Annotated in this window: 17 protein-coding genes; 12 read left to right on the top strand and 5 right to left on the bottom strand. The window is 41.3% G+C overall.

The genetic code is table 11. The annotated features are described in order from the left end of the window. The first annotated feature begins 9 nt into the window (after nt 1-9). From E0H94_RS12215 to E0H94_RS12205, 3 genes are read left to right on the top strand one after another with little or no spacing between them, the layout of a single operon-like run. Nucleotides 10-948: an ABC transporter permease gene (locus E0H94_RS12215; RefSeq protein ID WP_131326774.1), complete on the top strand. Its 939-nt coding sequence runs from the start codon at nt 10-12 to the stop codon at nt 946-948. A 7-nt stretch (nt 949-955) separates the two neighbouring features. Further along, on the top strand, nt 956-2,098 hold the full coding sequence (locus tag E0H94_RS12210; protein WP_131326773.1) for an ABC transporter permease: 1,143 nt from the start codon (nt 956-958) through the stop codon (nt 2,096-2,098). 12 nt (nt 2,099-2,110) lie between these two features. Then, nucleotides 2,111-3,829, top strand: coding sequence for an ABC transporter ATP-binding protein (locus E0H94_RS12205; protein WP_131326772.1), 1,719 nt, complete (start codon nt 2,111-2,113; stop codon nt 3,827-3,829). A gap of 161 nt (nt 3,830-3,990) precedes the next feature. Here the strand turns inward: E0H94_RS12205 and rluB are convergent, their stop codons facing one another. The 5 genes from rluB to E0H94_RS12180 form a co-directional block, all read right to left on the bottom strand. Further along, complete coding sequence (rluB, locus tag E0H94_RS12200; protein ID WP_131326771.1) at nt 3,991-5,097, bottom strand: 23S rRNA pseudouridine(2605) synthase RluB; 1,107 nt, start codon at nt 5,095-5,097, stop codon at nt 3,991-3,993. A gap of 41 nt (nt 5,098-5,138) precedes the next feature. Next, the gene (gene scpB, locus E0H94_RS12195; RefSeq protein ID WP_131326770.1) at nt 5,139-5,723 is read right to left on the bottom strand and encodes an SMC-Scp complex subunit ScpB; all 585 of its coding nucleotides are present in this window, start codon (nt 5,721-5,723) and stop codon (nt 5,139-5,141) included. Further along, nucleotides 5,720-6,511, bottom strand: coding sequence for a segregation and condensation protein A (locus E0H94_RS12190; protein ID WP_131326769.1), 792 nt, complete (start codon nt 6,509-6,511; stop codon nt 5,720-5,722). The genes scpB and E0H94_RS12190 overlap by 4 nt, the downstream gene beginning before the upstream one ends. Nucleotides 6,512-6,840: 329 nt before the next feature. Next, on the bottom strand, nt 6,841-7,458 hold the full coding sequence (locus E0H94_RS12185; protein ID WP_131326768.1) for an L-threonylcarbamoyladenylate synthase: 618 nt from the start codon (nt 7,456-7,458) through the stop codon (nt 6,841-6,843). A 78-nt stretch (nt 7,459-7,536) separates the two neighbouring features. Further along, nucleotides 7,537-8,199, bottom strand: a complete 663-nt coding sequence (locus tag E0H94_RS12180) for an elongation factor P hydroxylase (protein WP_131326767.1) — start codon at nt 8,197-8,199, stop codon at nt 7,537-7,539. 97 nt (nt 8,200-8,296) lie between these two features. Between E0H94_RS12180 and E0H94_RS12175 the strand changes: the two genes are divergently transcribed. The 9 genes from E0H94_RS12175 (at nt 8,297) to E0H94_RS12135 (ending at nt 18,220) form a co-directional block, all read left to right on the top strand. Further along, nucleotides 8,297-8,854, top strand: coding sequence for a YceD family protein (locus tag E0H94_RS12175; RefSeq protein ID WP_131326766.1), 558 nt, complete (start codon nt 8,297-8,299; stop codon nt 8,852-8,854). 76 nt (nt 8,855-8,930) lie between these two features. Beyond that, nucleotides 8,931-9,113: a 50S ribosomal protein L32 gene (gene rpmF, locus E0H94_RS12170; RefSeq protein ID WP_004279227.1), complete on the top strand. Its 183-nt coding sequence runs from the start codon at nt 8,931-8,933 to the stop codon at nt 9,111-9,113. A 161-nt stretch (nt 9,114-9,274) separates the two neighbouring features. After that, nucleotides 9,275-10,261 carry an ACP S-malonyltransferase gene (gene fabD, locus E0H94_RS12165; protein WP_131326765.1) on the top strand — a complete coding sequence of 329 codons (987 nt, stop codon included), beginning with the start codon at nt 9,275-9,277 and terminating at the stop codon, nt 10,259-10,261. After that, nucleotides 10,258-10,992 carry a 3-oxoacyl-ACP reductase FabG gene (gene fabG, locus E0H94_RS12160; RefSeq protein ID WP_131326764.1) on the top strand — a complete coding sequence of 245 codons (735 nt, stop codon included), beginning with the start codon at nt 10,258-10,260 and terminating at the stop codon, nt 10,990-10,992. Before fabD ends, fabG begins: the two co-directional genes overlap by 4 nt. A gap of 87 nt (nt 10,993-11,079) precedes the next feature. Continuing rightward, nucleotides 11,080-11,316, top strand: a complete 237-nt coding sequence (gene acpP, locus E0H94_RS12155) for an acyl carrier protein (RefSeq protein ID WP_016166057.1) — start codon at nt 11,080-11,082, stop codon at nt 11,314-11,316. Between the two features lie 623 nt (nt 11,317-11,939). Then, complete coding sequence (locus E0H94_RS12150; protein WP_131326763.1) at nt 11,940-13,202, top strand: TolC family protein; 1,263 nt, start codon at nt 11,940-11,942, stop codon at nt 13,200-13,202. Nucleotides 13,203-13,289: 87 nt separating this feature from the next. Further along, entirely contained in the window at nt 13,290-15,575 is a 2,286-nt protein-coding gene (locus E0H94_RS12145) for a type I secretion system permease/ATPase (protein ID WP_131326762.1), read from the top strand. Nucleotides 15,576-15,613: 38 nt separating this feature from the next. Next, nucleotides 15,614-16,852 carry an HlyD family type I secretion periplasmic adaptor subunit gene (locus E0H94_RS12140; RefSeq protein WP_131326761.1) on the top strand — a complete coding sequence of 413 codons (1,239 nt, stop codon included), beginning with the start codon at nt 15,614-15,616 and terminating at the stop codon, nt 16,850-16,852. Between the two features lie 420 nt (nt 16,853-17,272). Continuing rightward, entirely contained in the window at nt 17,273-18,220 is a 948-nt protein-coding gene (locus E0H94_RS12135) for an OmpA family protein (protein ID WP_131326760.1), read from the top strand. Nucleotides 18,221-18,264: the final 44 nt, after the last annotated feature.

Below are 18,264 nucleotides of genomic sequence, written 5' to 3'. Positions count from 1 at the left end.
GGCACCAAGATGCTGGCATATATCATACGTCGCCTATGGCAAATGATTCCGACCATGCTCGGAGTTGTACTGCTAATTTTCTTTCTGTTTAACTGGGTGGGGGGAGATCCTGCTTATATTCTGGCAAGCAAAATGTCCAATCCAGAACAGATTGAAAATATTCGCCAACAGTTGGGAGTCGATCAACCCTACTATGTACAGTTGTGGATTTTCATCAAACAGATTTTAACCTTTGATTATGGACTCAGCTGGAGTACGGGGGAGTCTGTTTCACAAATTATTACCACACGTTTAGGTCCATCGCTGACCTTACTCATTCCACTCACGATTTTACAAACTGTGATCTCGATTATTTTGGCATTGGCGGTTTCTGCGGTGCGTGGCACTCTAACGGATCGTATGGTCATGATGATGTGTACCATTGGCATGTCGATCAGTATTTTGGTGTATATCATTGTTTTTCAGTATGTATTTTCTTATCAACTGAGTTGGTTCCCCGTGCAAGGTTGGAGTGATCGTTTTAGTGAAAACCTATTTAAATACGCCTTACTGCCGATTTTAATCATGCTGGTGGTCAGTATTGCACCGACCTTAAGACTCTACCGCAGTTTTGTTCTCGATGAAGTGAATCAGGACTATGTGCGCACAGCACGTGCCAAAGGGGTCGGAGAACGTCGTATTCTTGGCGTGCATGTACTACGGAATGCCTCTATCCCGATTATTACCGATGTTATGGCGACCTTACCTGCATTGTTGATTGGGGCATTTTTGATTGAGCGCTTTTTTGGTATTCCGGGCATTGGGCGGGAAGTCATTATTGCGGTCGAACGCAGTGATTTTCCTGTGATTAAAGCCATCACGGTTTATGTGGCAGCAGCCACCATGATTTTTAACCTGATTGCCGATCTGGTGTATAAATTGGTCGATCCTCGCGTACAGTTGAAGTAGGTGAACTATGTTAAGTGTGATATTTAAAAGAAAAGCACTGGATAACACAGACACCGTATCTTCTGGACTTTGGCAACTGGCTATGCGTCGCTTAAAGGCAGATCGTATTGCCATGATCTCGTTGTTTGTGGTGCTGGGTTATTTCGTGATGTTATTGCTGTCCATGACAGGGGTAATTGCTTCGAACTGGAATAAAGAAGTCGCTGTCAGCTATGCGCCACCCACCTTTATGGGGGCAGATTCTGTCCTTGATACAACCGAAAAAGTCGTTACTCAACCGCAGGCTTTGCCTGAAAATCCCGTTGATCCTTTAAAAGATGTGATTCATGAACTGAATGCCGAAATTGCCAAAGAACAAAGTACTGGTGGCGCGATAGATTATTACGGCGTGGTTGATCCATTGGCGGAGGACATGAAAGCGATAGATCAGCAATTGGATGGGCATTTGCTCGATCAACAGGCTGAATTAAAACACACCCTTCCTTTTGGCGCGGACAAATGGGGACAGGATATCTTGCAAAAAACCATTAAAGGGGCAGAAACATCCATTATTGTCGGTGTGGTTGCTGCCTTATTGGCGGTGGTGATTGGCACGGTACTCGGGGCAATTTCGGGTTACTTTGGTGGTTGGGTCGATGATATCTTTAACTGGTTTTATAACATCTTCACTTCTATTCCCTATTTGTTGCTGATTTTAGCGATTGCAGCGGTACTACAGCAAAAAGGCATCGTCTCGATTGTATTGATTCTTGGTTTAACGGGTTGGACGGGTGTCTATCGACTCATTCGTGCCGAATATATGAAACATACCTCGCGTGAGTATGTACTGGCTGCCAAAGCCATTGGGGTCAGTCATTTTAGACGCATGTTTGTCCATATTTTCCCGAATGTCAGTCATATCGCTTTGGTGCAAATCTCGATTCTTGTGGTGGCGTTTATTAAGTCCGAAGTTATTCTCAGCTTCTTGGGTTTTGGTGTGCCCGTGGGTGTGGTGTCATGGGGCAGTATGTTGAATGAGGCACAAAGCGAATTGATTTTAGGTAAATGGTGGCAATTGGCGGCAGCTTCCGTCGCGATGGCGGTCTTGGTCACGGCATTTTCCATGTTTACCGATGCATTACGTGATGCATTAGACCCAAAACTAAAATAAGAGGTATATGACATGACTGAACAGCATGGTGATCCAATATTGTTGAAAGTTGAAAATCTTAAAGTCAGTTTTAAAGACGAAAACAAGCAATATATTGAAACAGTTAAAGGCATTTCGTTCTCGATTCCAGCAAATACCACAGTGGCTTTGGTTGGTGAATCGGGCTGTGGTAAATCAGTGACCTCTTTGGCAACCATGGGGTTGTTGCCAACAGAACAAGCGCGAATTGCGACGGAAAGTAAAATCATGTTTGAAGGCGTGAATTTACTGACCTTATCACGTGCAGAGATGCGAAAAATTTGTGGCAAAGACATCGCCATGATTTTTCAGGAACCGATGTCTTCATTGAATCCAGTATTTACTGTGGGGGATCAGATTGCAGAAGTGCTCAGGTTACATTTGGCAATGGGGCGCAAGCAAGCCAGAGCACGTGCTTTGGAGTTACTCAAAGAAGTGGGCATTCCTATTCCTGAGACTAAAATTGATGCTTATCCCAGTCGGCTTTCGGGTGGGCAGCAGCAGCGGGTGATGATTGCCATGGCAATTGCCTGTGAACCAAAGTTGTTAATTGCGGATGAACCGACGACGGCGTTGGATGTCACGATTCAAAGGCAAATTCTGGATTTATTACAGGACTTACAGCGACGCCGTAATATGTCGATGCTGTTTATTACCCATGACTTGGCATTAGTGAGTGAAATTGCGGATCGCGTGATTGTGATGCGGCATGGGGAAATTCGTGAGCAGGGTGCAGTTAATTCAGTGCTTGAACACCCTCAAGATATTTATACCCGTGCCTTATTACAATGTCGTCCGCAACTGTCACAACGCCCGTTTCGCTTGCCGATGATCAGTGACTTTATGCAGCAACAAGGTCAGGATTGGGTAGAAAAAGTGGTGACTGAACAGCCTCGTGCACAGCGACAACGAGGCTTGAACGGTAATGAAGAAATTATTCTGGATGTCCGTGATTTAAAAAAATCATTTTATAGTCGTAAAGGACTGTTTGGAAAAGATGAGTTTCAAGCGGTAAAAGGCGTCAGCTTCCAACTGGCAAAAGGCAAAACTTTAGGGCTAGTCGGTGAGTCGGGTTCAGGTAAAACCACGATTGGTCTACTACTCATGCGCTTACAACAAGCAACAGGTGGAACGGCTCGGATTTATGGGCAAGATATCTTGGCCATGACAGACAAGCAGTTTGCCCAGTTTCAACGTAAAATTCAGATTATTTTTCAAAATCCTTATGCATCGCTCAACCCGCGGTTTACTGTGGGACAGATTTTGTTAGAACCGATGCAGATACATGGCATAGGTGCCAATGATGCAGAACGGAAAAAAATTGCCTTGGATCTGTTAGAACGAGTGAGTCTGTCTGCATCTGCCTATCATCGTTACCCACATGAATTTTCAGGTGGACAGCGACAGCGCATTGCGATTGCACGCTGCCTAACCTTAAAGCCTGAAATTTTGATCTGTGATGAATCGGTGTCGGCACTGGATGTTTCTGTACAGGCACAAGTGCTCAATCTTCTGCAAGATTTACAGGATGAATTCGGACTCAGCTATATTTTTATCTCGCATGATTTATCGGTGGTGAAATATATGTCAGATCAGATTATGGTGATGAATCATGGGGATATTGTCGAAATAGCCAATTCAGATGATTTGTATCAGTCGCCACAGCATGAATATACCAAACGCTTACTCAGTGCCATTCCACTGGGTGTGTAATCAATCGGCTGCTATTGGTCGGAGAACCAAAACGCTCACCAGATTAGGTGTTTTTTATGGGCGATGCTTCGTGCGCCATAACTGAAAGCAGTCTTATTGCACTGCATACATCTTATATAAAAAGAGCCACTCGAAAGTGGCTCAAATTTTAACTTTAATGATTAAAACTTCTTAAAGCTTTTATTTCCAAAAGGTTTACGTGGTGCATTTTCATCACGCGCATCGCGTTGACCATAAGTACCTTTGTTGCCAAAGTTTTCTGAGCGGTTATCACGTTGTGCATAGCCAGAGTTTTGGCGTGATTCACGTTGACCATAACCTGTTTGCGCGTTGTCCTGACGACGTTGGCTATGACCATTTGGGTTTTCACGGCGTTCACGGTTGAAGGCTGGCTTCGCTTGTTGTTGACCTTCATCTTCATTGTCACGACGTTGTTGACGTAAGAAACCGCCACGACGTGCTACCAGTGGTTTTTCTTGCATACGTTCAGTGCGGCGTTTTGCCATGCCGAATAAACCTGTACCTTGACGTGGTTTAAGTTCAACCGATTTGGTTAAATTGTCGATGTCGTTTTTATCTAACTCCATCCAACGGCCAGTACGAAGTTCGCGCGGTAAAATCACGGTGCCATAACGGGTACGTAATAGGCGACTCACTTTCAAACCTTGAGATTCAAAAATACGACGCACTTCACGGTTACGGCCTTCTTTTACCACCACTTGGAACCAACGGTTAATTCCTTCACCGCCAATTTCAGAGAATGATTCAAATTTTGCAGGACCATCGTCTAACACGACACCACGCAACATGTTGTTTTTAATTTGTGGCGTTACTTCACCCATAACACGCACTGCGTATTCACGCTCAATTTCATTCGATGGGTGCATTAAGCGGTTTGCGAGTTCACCATCATTTGTGAACAGCAACAAGCCTGTAGAGTTAATATCCAGACGACCCACCATCACCCAACGATCATTGGTAATGCTCGGCAAGTTATCAAACACGGTTGGGCGTTGTTCAGGATCGTTACGTGAACAAATTTCACCTTCTGGTTTGTAGTAAATTAAAACACGACGGCGAATTTCGTCTTCAATTTGGAACTGCACTTTACGACCATCGATGCGAAGCTCATCGCCTGGCTCAATACGTTCGCCTACTTGGGCAACTTGACCGTTGACACTCACGCGACCAGCAGCAATCACTTCTTCCATATAACGGCGAGAGCCGAGACCAACTCGTGCGAGCACCTTTTGCAATTTTTCACTCATGACAGCATAACCTTAGAAATTATCATCAACAGTTCACCTATTTAAGACCTCGGTGCTTGCGCATCGAGAGCCATAAAAGCTTCCTTGGCATCCTGTAGGGGAGGCAATTGACCAATGGATGTTAGGCCAAAAGCATTTAAAAACTGTGGCGTTGTAACTAACAACGCGGGTCTTCCAGGGAGTTCCCTAAAACCAGATTCTTTAATCCAGTTCCAGTCGAACAAAGTTCTTAATATTTGACTATTATTCGAGACTCCGCGAATTTGTTCAATGTCTGCACGAGTCACGGGTTGATGGTAAGCCACCACCGCTAGAATTTCGAGCAGAGAAGGCGATAAGCGTGTTGGACGCTCAGGCCACGTTTGACTAATAATCTGACGATACTTAGCGCGTACTTGAAAGCGGAAACCTTGTGCAGTTTCTACCAGTTCGATCGAGCGACCGTGTTGTAAAACCATGAGTTGTTGTATCAGCTGGCGCAGTTCAGATTTGGAATATTGATCTTGAAAGGCTTCTTTCAGACGTGCCAAAGAAACAGGCGCATCACTCGCAAAAATAATGGCTTCCAGTTGCATCAGCATTTCATGTTGAATTTCTGATTGAGAAAACAGATCCGCTTCACTCATACGTGTGCTCCTTGGACACTAAGTGGCGCCTCTATACCTGAACCAATAATTTGAATGCGTTGTTGACGTGTCAGTTCCAGCACGGCCATGAAAGTCACGACCACGCCCATACGACCCTGACTGGGTTTGAGTAATTCAATAAAATCGAGAACTTCACCGGCTTGCAGCTTTTCTTCAATAAATGCAATTCGTTCTTCAAGCAATACTGGTTCTTGCTCAATTTTATGGGTCACTGGCTCTGGGCGATTAAACACGCAAAACAAAGCATCATGCAATAGATTGACGGAAAAGCCATCATGATGGACTGCGACATCGCCCAGACTGACATTGGTCTGAAAAGTATCTCGTTCTAAAATACTCATTTGGCCCAAACGCTCAGCCGCTTGTTTCACGCGAAGATAAGTTTCTAGCCGATCAATCAGTTCTTGTTTCGGGTCCTTTTCAACGGCAATACTGGTAGGCTTTGGCAGTAATAAACGGGATTTTAAATCAGCCAATAAGGCCGCCATCACCATATAGTCAGCAGTTAGCTCAATATTTAGTGACTTCATGGCATCCATGTAAGAAAGATATTGAGCCGCAATGGGGGCAATATCTAACTGTAATAAGTCGAAGCCATTTTTTTGAATTAAGTAAATTAAAAAGTCGAGTGGTCCTTCGAAATGCTCCAAGAGAATTTCAAATGCGGCAGGAGGAATATATAAATCCTCAGGGATGGAGTCTTGCCATTCATCTAGAACACGGATGTGCGGCGTTTCTTCCATAGCATTAGGGACGGATTGATTCATTACAGTTATTGGCCACGCGAATTTTCAAAGGCATGATTATGTGTTTTCGAATCAGTACTTAGGGGAGAAAGTAGAGGTGATTAAAAAATACATAATTTTAATAGGCCTTAGTGTAATGCATATTAAGAGATGAATAAATTACTTGGAGGTTCAAATAACAAAAAAGTATGAAAATAAATATGGGGTATTTATTTTTGTGATGAACGTTGAAATCATCATGTAAAAAAAATTAGGAATAGAAAAATTATAAAATTAAGATAAAACAAGAGCATAAACGTTAATAAATGGATTGGGGGAGGGGTTAAGCCCCCCAACCCTGAGAGTTGAATTTATTCAAAAGCACTCACATCACCTACGCCTTTACGAATCACAACAGGACTCTCTCCTGATAAATCTACAATACTGGTGGTGCTTAAAGTACCTAAACCGCCATCAATAAAGACATCTATGCGTTTTTCAAGTTGCATCTCAATTTCATAGGGGTCATCTAAAGGATCGTCAATACCCGGTAAAATCAGCGTACTGGTCAGCAGTGGCTCACCTAATTCTTTGAGTAATAATTGACATATTGGATTACTTGGAATGCGCAGACCAATGGTTTTCTTTTTCGGGTGCATTAAGCGTTTAGGTACTTCGCTGGTGGCTGGTAAAATGAAAGTGGTCACGGCAGGGGTATTATTTTTCAGTAAACGATACATGGCATTATCGACTTTGGCATAGGTGGCAATGTCGGATAAGTCTGAACAAATAATCGCGTACTGATGCTTGGGTCCTAAGCCACGGATCTGAGAAATACGCTCCATGGCATTCTTATTTCCAATCTGACATCCAATCGCATAAGCCGCATCCGTTGGATAAACCACCACATCACCCGCACGAATGCGCTCCACTGCCTGGCTGATTAAGCGCGGTTGTGGATTATCAGGATGTATTCTTAAGTGCAACATATTTTTCTCCTGATTTTTTTAGATATTATCTGCTGAAATTACAACATGTTGTCATGTAACTTTGATGAATTTCTGTAATTAGTCCAGCATTTCGCGTTGAAACTCGCCACTTTGTAATCTTTTGCCACTTCTCGTACAAGCACAGATACAGTCAATAAAGTATTTTGCATCTCGTGGTAGAGTCATTTCTCCAGAGCAATAACGCTGAACTTGTGCATATACATGATCTTTAAAAGTTGAACCATCACCGCCTTCACCTGTCAAATTGTCGAGTGAAACCCGAAATTTACGTCCAAAGGCTTTGGCAAACATCCATTCAATGGCTTGAGGTTTAATTTCCACTTGCTCAAATAAAGCTTGTTGTTCTTGTGTGCGACCATCAGGGGCATACCAATAGCCTAAATCGGGGAGTAGGCGACGTTGTTCACCCGCAATGCTCCAATGACTAATTTCATGTAATGCACTATTAAAGAAACCGTGAGCAAATTGAATACGTGCAGGCTGTTGCTGCGTCGCTGGAAAATATTCAGGTTCATGTTCGCCGCGAATCAAATTCACATTAAGGTGGGAAAACCAGTAATTAAAGTGTAAGATGAGCCAGTCAACTTGTTCAGTTTCTGTCTGTAAATTCGCCCATTCCAAACGTTGCACTTGGTCTGGTGAAATGTCAAAATGAACAGTTGAAAGTGTGCTAATAAGTGATTTTTTATTCACTTCTGTTTGCGGCTGCAACAGATGCATGACTGTGTTATCCAAAATGGTCTGTCTAAATAAGTACAAAATTGTATCTTAATCTTTGACAGAGTACTGATGAATTTGTAGAATTGCCGCCTTAATTATGTCAGCAAATACCTTTCCGGCACAGATTGAGCCGTTTAAATGGGCTGAACAAGGCTTTACATGGTCAGGTACCCTGCCATTGTCTCGCTTTGCTCGTATCGCTCGTGAAGCTGTTGGATCAATTGATGATCAATTGATTAACATAGACTGTAAGCTATCAATGGATGCGTATCATCGCATTGTATGGCTAGATGGTCACGTTGAAACGCAGGTTCCAATGGAATGCCAACGCTGTTTAGGCACGGTAAACATTGAACTCGTTTCAGATTTTCATCTAGCTCTAGTGGATGATGAGTCACTGATAGAGCGCTTGGATGAGGATGCTGATTTCATCGTCTTAGGTGAAAGTGAAGCAACGACGAAAGGTAGCTATGATGCACCTGCGACGGCTGATTTACTGTCTCTGATAGAAGATGAATTGTTATTGTTGATGCCTTTGTCTGCTAAGCATGATGCTTGTGAACATAAGCACCAACCTGCCATTGAAGAGCTTGTCGAAGAGAAGCGGGATAACCCGTTTGATGTTTTGGCAAGTTTGAAGGGTAAACTTAACTAATTTTTGTGTTATACTCTTCCGTATAAGACAACTGAATTTGTTCTGATCCATATTTTTCGATTTGTAAGGAGCCATCATGGCCGTTCAGCAAAACCGTAAAAGTCGCTCTCGCCGTGACATGCGCCGTTCACATGACGCTTTAACCGAGAATGCATTAACTGTAGACCAAGCTACTGGCGAGACTCACCGTCGTCACCACGTATCTAAAGATGGTATCTACCGTGGTCGTCAATTATTCGCTAAAGCATCTGCTGAATAATTGATGAAGCATTAAGTGATAAGCTTAGTGAAAAAATTGGGAGCGTAAGCTCCCTTTTTTTTGTCTTTAATTTTTGTTGTATTTCGCAATTACCAAAAACAAAATTAAGTGTTAAATTTCCGATCCATGAATGAGCAGTGACTACATAAAGGATTTTTTATATGTCTGCTAGACCACTTGAACAAGCAGCTCAAGCAACAAAAACTGCATTTGTGTTTCCAGGTCAAGGTTCGCAAAAAGTCGGCATGCTGGCTGAACTTGCTGAACAGTTTAGTGGTGTTCGTGATACTTTCGCGGAAGCTTCTGAAGCCCTAGGTTTTGATTTGTGGCATATTGCCCAAAGCGGTGAAGGCTTAAACCAAACTGAATTTACTCAACCTGTATTACTGACAGCCAGTATTGCTTTATGGCGTGTTTGGTTAGAGTTGGGTGGTGTAGTGCCTAAATATCTTGCTGGTCACTCATTAGGTGAATACAGTGCTTTGGTTGCTGCAGGTGCAATGTCCTTGGGCGATGCTGTTAAGTTAGTCAACTTACGTGGCAAACTTATGCAAAGTGCTGTACCGCAAGGTCAGGGTGCAATGGCGGCTATTTTGGGTCTAGAAGATGCCAAAGTTCTTGAGCTGTGTGCTGAAGTTTCAGCGCAGGGTCAGGGTTCAGTAGAAGCTGCGAACTATAATGCACAAGGTCAGGTAGTGATTGCGGGTGATAAGGCCGCAGTAGAAGCAGTAATGGCGATTGCAAAAGAACAATCTGGCAAGGCAATTGCACTTCCGGTATCAGTTCCATCACATTGTTCGCTGATGAAACCTGCTGCTGAGCAATTCGCGCATGCTTTGGAACAAACTGCCATTGAGCTACCTAGCATTCCTGTAATACAAAATGTCAACGCGGAAATCGCGACGGATGTAGCGCAATTACGTCAGGCATTGACTGCGCAACTGTACCAGTCGGTGCAGTGGACAAAGACAATGCAGACTGTGCAAGATCAGGGCATACAATATATTGTTGAATGTGGTCCTGGTAATGTCCTTGCCAATCTTGCGAAACGTTTGCCGAATATAGAAAAAGCATTCCCAATCGATACGAAAAGTCGTGTGGAGGATGCGCTGAATGCCATTTTAGTGGCGGAAGGGAAAATTGCATGACACAAGAACGTAAAGTTGCATTAGTGACAGGCGCGAGTCGAGGGATTGGCGCTGCCATCGCTCAACAGCTCATTCAAGACGGTTATTTTGTAGTAGGTACAGCAACTTCTGACTCTGGTGCAGAAAAATTATCAGCAGCATTTGGTGAAAATGGTGCAGGTAAAGTGCTAGATGTCCGTGATGGCACTGCAATTGATGCTTTGGTTACAGATATCGAACAAAATTATGGTCCAGTTCTTGCACTTGTAAATAATGCAGGGATTACCAAAGATAATTTGTTGTTGCGTATGTCTGAAGATGATTGGGATGACATTCTCAATATTCATCTAAAAGCGGTATACCGCTTATCAAAACGTGTTCTTAAAGGCATGACCAAAGCGCGTTTTGGACGAATCATTAATATTAGTTCAGTGGTTGCACATTTCGCAAACCCAGGCCAGGCAAACTATTCAGCTGCTAAAGCAGGGATTGAGGCATTTAGCCGTAGTCTTGCAAAAGAAATGGGTAGCCGCCAAATTACTGTAAATTCAGTTGCACCAGGTTTCATTGCAACTGAAATGACAGAACAGTTAAGCGAAGAAATTCGTAAAAAAATGAGTGATCAAGTGGCGCTTCAACGTTTAGGTGAACCACAAGATATCGCGAATGCTGTAAGTTTCTTGGCTTCTGAGAAGGCAAGTTATATTACAGGTACGGTTTTACACGTAAATGGTGGTTTATACATGAGCTAATTAGCTCATGGATTAACTTTCAAAAAATTAAAGTTTCAATTAAACTGATGGCATTTAAAAACGCCACAAGCAATGAGGAGAATTCCTGTGAGCGATATCGAACAACGCGTTAAACAAGCGGTTGCAGAACAATTGGGTCTTAAAGTAGAAGAGATCAAAAACGAAGCATCTTTTATGGATGACTTGGGTGCAGACTCTCTAGACCTAGTTGAACTTGTAATGTCTTTCGAAAATGATTTCGACATCACTATCCCTGATGAAGATTCTAACGAAATCACTACAGTTCAATCTGCAATTGACTATGTTTCTAAGAAACTTGGTTAATTGTTGATGTTCAGCGCTGCTGAAAGAAAAGCCACCTTTTAGGTGGCTTTTTTAATGTCTATATGGGCTAAGCTGCTGGGTGTATTGATATGAGAACAGTTCAATTATGTGCATATACCAAGAAAAGGGGATGGTGCTTCTTAAAATTCAATTTTATTGTATTCAGTGCAGCATAATAAAAGACTTAAAACTATAAAAGTGATGTATTTGATTGTTAAAGTTGAGTGTTTTAGTTGGTTTATTTGTAACAAATAATGTGTGCCAAGATACTTGGTTTTGCATATTGATAAGTTTTGTTTAAAAAATAAGTAAAACTAATAATATATTAATTAATGTATAATTAATATTTATATGAATAAAAAATATAAATATTATTTTTTTAGCTAACTGGTTCTCATTTTTTGTGTAAATCAATTCCTCTATATTTATTAAATTTATTTTAATATGTTTGTCGAATAAGAAATACAGCTGTCTGATTTTTATTATTGTTAATAATAACTTAATAATTTTATCATGTGTTACTTTGTGAAACTTTAATTAACTTATTGAATTTAATTGCTAATATTACTTTGAAATACAAGTGACAGTGTTCTGTGTGTATAAGAAACATCTAAAGTAAAAATATGAGAATACGAAATAAACAAGTACAACAAATGACTTGGCATAAAAGAATTACTTTATTGATCACATTATTATGTAGTAGTTCGGTTTATGCGGTTCAGTTACAGACGTTGTTAAAAACAGCTTTGGAGCAAGACCCAATGATGTTGGAAGCACAAGCCAATCAAGAAGCCGCGTTAAGTAAGGTCAAAGAGTCAAAATCGCTACATTATCCAACCTTAGCTTTGACGGCTAATCAAATTCTGGATCAATCTCACGAGAGTCGATATGACTATGCGAGTGAAGATTTTACACCAGGGGTGAGAGGCAGCCTGAATTTATATTCCTTTGGTGCAATTAGTGCTCAGGTAGATCGTGATGAAAAAAAATCTCAATATTTTGAACAAAAAATTGATGAGACCGCGGAAGAGCTAGGTTACAACATTGGTTCTGAATATTTAAAAGCTCTAAATGCACATGAAGCACTGGCTGTACAGATGCGAAGTTTGGAGCGTCACAATAAGTTTACGCAAGATATTAGTGTGATTGTGCAATATGATGCAGGTCGTCGTTCAGAGCTTACACAAGCACGTGCTCGCCAAATGCAGGTCGAGCATACCATCACTAGTTTGCAGCGTGAATTGGGCTTTGCACTGAGTCATCTAAAAAAATATTCACCGGAAGTGATTGATCAAGACACGCTAAGAGATCCATTTATCGGTCTGGCACCATCGCAATTTATATCACGTTATCAACTGGAAGAAGTTAAGCAACATCCTTCTTATTTGGCTCAGGAAGCGGAGTTAGACAGTATTCGTTCTGAAGTGAAATATCGTAAAGCAAAGCGTTATCCAAGTATTAACTTGGAAGGCAATGTGACCACAGAAGACCGTGAAGTGTATTTGAATATGTCGTGGGATGTGTTGAACCGCGGAGCGAAATATTCTGTTGAACAAAGTGGGCAATCTGCGGTGGCAGCTAAAGCACGACTTGATCAAATTCAGCGGGATATTGAGGAGCGTGCACGTACTGCAGAAATTGATATGTTTCAAAGTCAGCAAAAAATGAATATTTCGCAGGAGCAAATTTTAGCATCCCGTAAAGTGGTCAGTGACAACGAAAAGCAATTCAAAATTGCACGTAAAAGTCTGATTGATGTGCTGAATGCCTATAACGAATTGGCTGGGGTCGAAATGGCTTATGTGACGGCACAGAATGATTATCGAATGGCAGCGTTGGCTTATTTGCGTGCTCAAGCCAACATTAGCAATTGGGCGAGGCAGTAACAATAAAGACTGCTGATCCAAAAGCGGATGTGGATCATATGTAATGACTTGAAGGTCAAGTAATTAGAATAGGATGACATAAAGAGAATGAAATCCATAATAGAGCATATTGCCTTGGCTACCCGACTGTTGGGAAGCCCTTTACCTGTCGCGACCTTGATGGCACAGGTGACGCATGACGAAAATTTAAATGTCAATTATCCCTCTTTAGTTGAAATCTTAAAAAGCCATGGTTTTGAAAATACCTTAAGTAAAAAAGCACTACATGAAATTCCTGCATTGGCTGTACCTGTGGTCATTGTTTTGCAGCAAAATGAAGCCGCTGTCATTACTCAAATTTATGGTAGTGGGGCAGATCGAGTTTATGAGTTGCAACAAATTGATGGTTTAAAGCAAAGAATTGATCATGCGCAACTATCCGCATTGTACTTGGGATACTGTTGGTTTATTAAACCGAAATTAGCCAGTGACTTACGTTCTGAATTGCCAGAATATCACTTACCTAAAGCATGGTTCTGGAAGGTCATTTGGCGTTTTCGGGCTTATTATTCGCAAGTCATCTTAGCGACATTTATCATTAATTTCTTGGCATTGGTCAGCTCGCTTTATGTCATGAATGTCTATGATCGCGTTATCCCGAATAAATCTTATGAAACCCTTTGGGTGCTCAGTATTGGGGTAATTTTGGCAATAAGCTTTGAGTTCGCCGCAAAAATGATTCGTGGGCATTTAACTGATATTGCAGGTAAAAAGGCCGATTTAATTATTAGTTCGGCCATTTTTCGTCGGGTGATGAGTTTGGATTTGGCAGAACGCCCTGTGTCATCGGGTTCTTATGCCAATAATCTGCGTGAATTTGAATCTGTGCGGGAGTTCATGACCAGTGCCAGTTTATTGGTGTTGGTCGATTTACCATTCCTTTTACTTTTTATTACTGTAATTTGGATGATTGGCGGGACGCTGGCAATGGTTCCTTTAATTTTAATTCCAATCGTGATGTTGGTTGGTCTGCTTTCACAAAGACCTTTAGCGCGATATATCAGTGAATCAATGAAAGAGTCCTCGCAGCGCCAAGGTTTGGCGGTAGAGGCGATAGAAGGGATTGAAACATTAAAAGCCAATAATGCAACCAGTTGGGCACAGCAAAAGTGGGATTATTACACTGCTAAAAATGCGGCCTCGAGTACCAAAACTCGTGATTTGAGTAACTTTGTGGTTAATTTTTCTGTTGCCATACAGCAATTAAATACCGTGATTTTGGTGATTGTTGGAACTTATCTCATTCACAGTCCAGATCCAAACCATAAAATTACCATGGGGGCTTTGATTGCGTCGGTCATTTTATCTGGGCGTGCATTGGCACCATTGGCGCAAATTTCGAGTTTAGCGATTCGTTTTCAACAAGCCAAAATTGGCCTACAAGGGCTGCAAAGCATTATTGAGCGTAAAATTGAACGTCATCCAGATCGGCAATATATCAGCTTAGATCGGGTCAATGGCGAGCTTAAATTTCAAAACGTGTGTTTTAAATATCAAAAAGATATTCCTCCTGTACTTAAGGGCTTAAATTTGAATATCGCACCCGGTGAAAAGGTGGGAATACTCGGGAAAATCGGCAGCGGTAAAACGACAACTTTAAAGCTCGCCAGTGGCATGTTTGAACCACTGGAGGGAAATGTCACACTGGATGGTGTGGATTTACGTCAGTTGGACCCTAATTATTTACGTAATCAGGTTGCTTTATTAGGACAAGCACCACGTCTTTTTCTGGGGACATTACGTGAAAACTTGGATTTGTCACGACAAGATGGTTTTTCTACAGATCAAGAGTTGTTATTGGCATTGAAACGATTTGGTCTGGACAGTTTAATTCAAAATCATCCGCGTGGTTTAGACATGCCTTTAGGTGAAGATGGTTTGGGGCTTTCGGGTGGACAGAAGCAAATTATAGCGTTGGCTCGATTAACATTGCGTTCTCCACGTGTGGTGTTATTGGATGAGCCGACCAATGGTTTGGATCAGTTAACTGAACGACAAACCCTAACGGCATTGCATCAATGGTGTAAAGACAAAACTTTGTTGGTGGTGACGCATCGGACCCAAGTTCTGAGCATTGTGAGTCGGGTTATTGTCATTGACCAAGGACAGGTGGTCATGGATGGCCCCAGAGATGAAGTGCTGAAAAAACTTGCTTTAAATGAGCAGACCAAACCGACAACACAACAGAATTCTACGGTTGCAACAGGGCAAACAAGTTCTGCTGTGGCTGCGGGGCAAAAAGAAGGTCGCACCATTGTGATCAAACCAGATCATGTATCGACAGTGCAGAATCACCCTAACACTACACAATTAGAAAAAATAAATGTTGAGTAGTCGTGTGTAGTAAAGCGGCATCAACGTAAGTGAGGCATATGGAAGAATATCGAAACCCACCCGCAGATCGGGTTCAGTCGAAAGACCTGAAATTGTTAAATGACTTGAATGCTGCCTTACAAACGGAAAGGCATACGGGTTTGTTTTTGACAATTGGGTTGCTCTTTGTGTTTTTGATTGTGTTTGTTTTTTGGGCGTATCACAGCCATGTAGAAGAGGTGACACGTGGTCAAGGTAGTGTTATTCCAACCAGTCGCGAACAAATTCTGCAAAGTTTAGACCCAGGAACCATCAAGGAAATGCTGGTGAAAGAAGGAGATATTGTTGAAAAAGGACAAATTTTACTTCGTCTCGATGATACCCGAAGTTCTGCCATTTTAAGAGAGAGTGAGGCAAAAGTTGCCAATCTGGAAGCAATGTCTGCCCGTTTAAGAGCGGAATCTTATGGAACGGAAATCCAGTTTCCCAATGGAATTCGTGAATCTTTAAAACATCGTGAACGCGCAGCGTATGTTGCACGTCGTCGTGCAGTCGATGATGCTGTTGCTGGGTTGCAAACCAGTAAAGCCATGTTGGATCGTGAAATTTCAATTACGTCACCCATGGTGGCAGAGGGTGTGATGTCCGAAGTTGAGCTGCTACGTATGCGACGTCAATCTTCTGATTTGGCTTTGCAAATAAATGAAAAGCGAAATCAATATGCTGCAGATGCCAATAATGAGTTGGTTCGAGTCGAGTCCGAATTGGCTCAAGCCAAAGAAAATATGGCAATGCGTGCAGACCCTGTAGATCGTTCACTTATTCGCGCACCCTTAAGAGGGATTGTTAAAAATATCAAGATTAATACAGTGGGTGGTGTAGTACAGGCTGGACAAGACATTATGGAAATTGTACCGCTCAATGACAAATTATTGGTTGAAGCTTATATCCGCCCTCAAGATGTTGCATTTGTTCACCCTGGGCTTGGCGCGATTGTAAAAGTGACCGCTTATGACTATGCCTTATATGGTGGCTTAGAGGGCAAAGTGACTTTAATTAGCCCTGATACATTAAGAGATAAAACACGACCTAGTGAACTGAATTTAAATCCAGATGAGGCGTACTACCGTATTTTGGTTGAAACAAACCAGAACTCACTAACCGATAAAAATGGTAAAACCATGCCGATTATTCCCGGCATGATTGCCAGTGTGGATGTAAAGACGGGAGAAAAAACTATATTTCAATATTTAATAAAACCAATCACTCGAATGAAGCAAGCTTTGCAAGAGAGATAAATATATTCTGTTGGCAGAAACTCTATATTTTAATAGGGTTTTTGTTATTAAAATAAATGGGCCATAATAGGTTTAATCACTTATCGTTTTAATGAATTAATATATATTTGCAATATATATTATATGGTATTGATTTTTAGATCATATTTACAATGTTAAACTGTCTAATCTTTATTCAAAAAATAATTAGTATAAAAATATAATTTATTCATCTGAAAAATATGTGAAACAGTTCACATTATTTTTAAAAATACAATTAATACTCTTGTTTTTTTTTCTTTTTTTTATATTCTTTTAAATATGTATTATAAATAATTATCACATAAACTCTTAATTTTTTTAAGGGTTTTTTGGAATAAAAATAAATCCCTTTGGTTTAAGGGGTGGGAAAATGAAATAGAAATAAAAGAGGTGGGTATTATGAGTGTTAAAAGATTAATATTAATGGTTGGGTGTTCATTGTTTTGGGTTGGATGTTCAACTGCAAATAAAAAGCCCCCCTTTGAACATTGGAATCAATTCGGTTCAAAACCTTACTTACAGCCCAAGATGATTAAAGAAGGTCATACGCAAGTTGTATTTATTCGTGATAAAGATGGATTAAAAGGGCCAGCAGCGAATATATTCGTTGAAGGGAATTATTTAACTTCATTATTGCCTGATTCATTTAAAGCAATGCAATTATGTGCACGTCCTATTCGTATGAGTGCAATTTACACGCAAAGTGCTGTGAACTATACCAATGCACGTCGATTGAACTCTACGCAATCACTTACAGACGGTGCGACACAATATTTCAGATTGGTTGATGGTAGTAATCAGGCAATACAAGTCCAAGAGCTTACTGAGGCACAAGCCCAATCGCTGCTACCAAAGTTGAAAGAGGCGGTTGGGACAGTGTCTCGTGTAAAAGAGATTGAGGAATGTGCACAGCCTGTTTATGTTCAAGTGCCTGTTAAACCAGTACTCAAAAAATACACCTTACAAGCCAGTACTTTATTCGATTATGCAAAGTCTGGTCCAGATGATTTGCCTTCTCAAGGCCGCAAAGAAGTTGCAGCAATCGCTAATGAAATTACGCAGGATCAAGAAACCATTAGCCATATTGCTGTTATTGGATATACAGACCCTGTTGGGTCGGATCATTCAAATCAGCAACTTGCACAGCGTAGAGCAGAAACAGTACGAGCACTGTTAGTTCAAGATGGAGCAGTGAAAAAGAATATTTTGGTTGAAGGGCGTGGAGAGCAAGAGCTTGTGGTGAGTGATTGTGATCAGAAATATGCCAAGGATAAAGCAGCACGTGAGCAATGTAACTTGCCCAACCGACGGGTAGAAATTGTGACCTATGGAATGAAAGCTGAATAAACATTGTTCTATATTTATTCACAATTTAAAAAACAAGTTATAAG

The sequence above is a fragment of the Acinetobacter sp. ANC 4173 genome, from assembly GCF_004331255.1.
Classification (GTDB): Bacteria; Pseudomonadota; Gammaproteobacteria; order Pseudomonadales; family Moraxellaceae; genus Acinetobacter.
The sequence above is the reverse complement of the archived record's forward strand: the minus strand, read 5'-3'. Positions and strand labels throughout refer to the sequence as shown.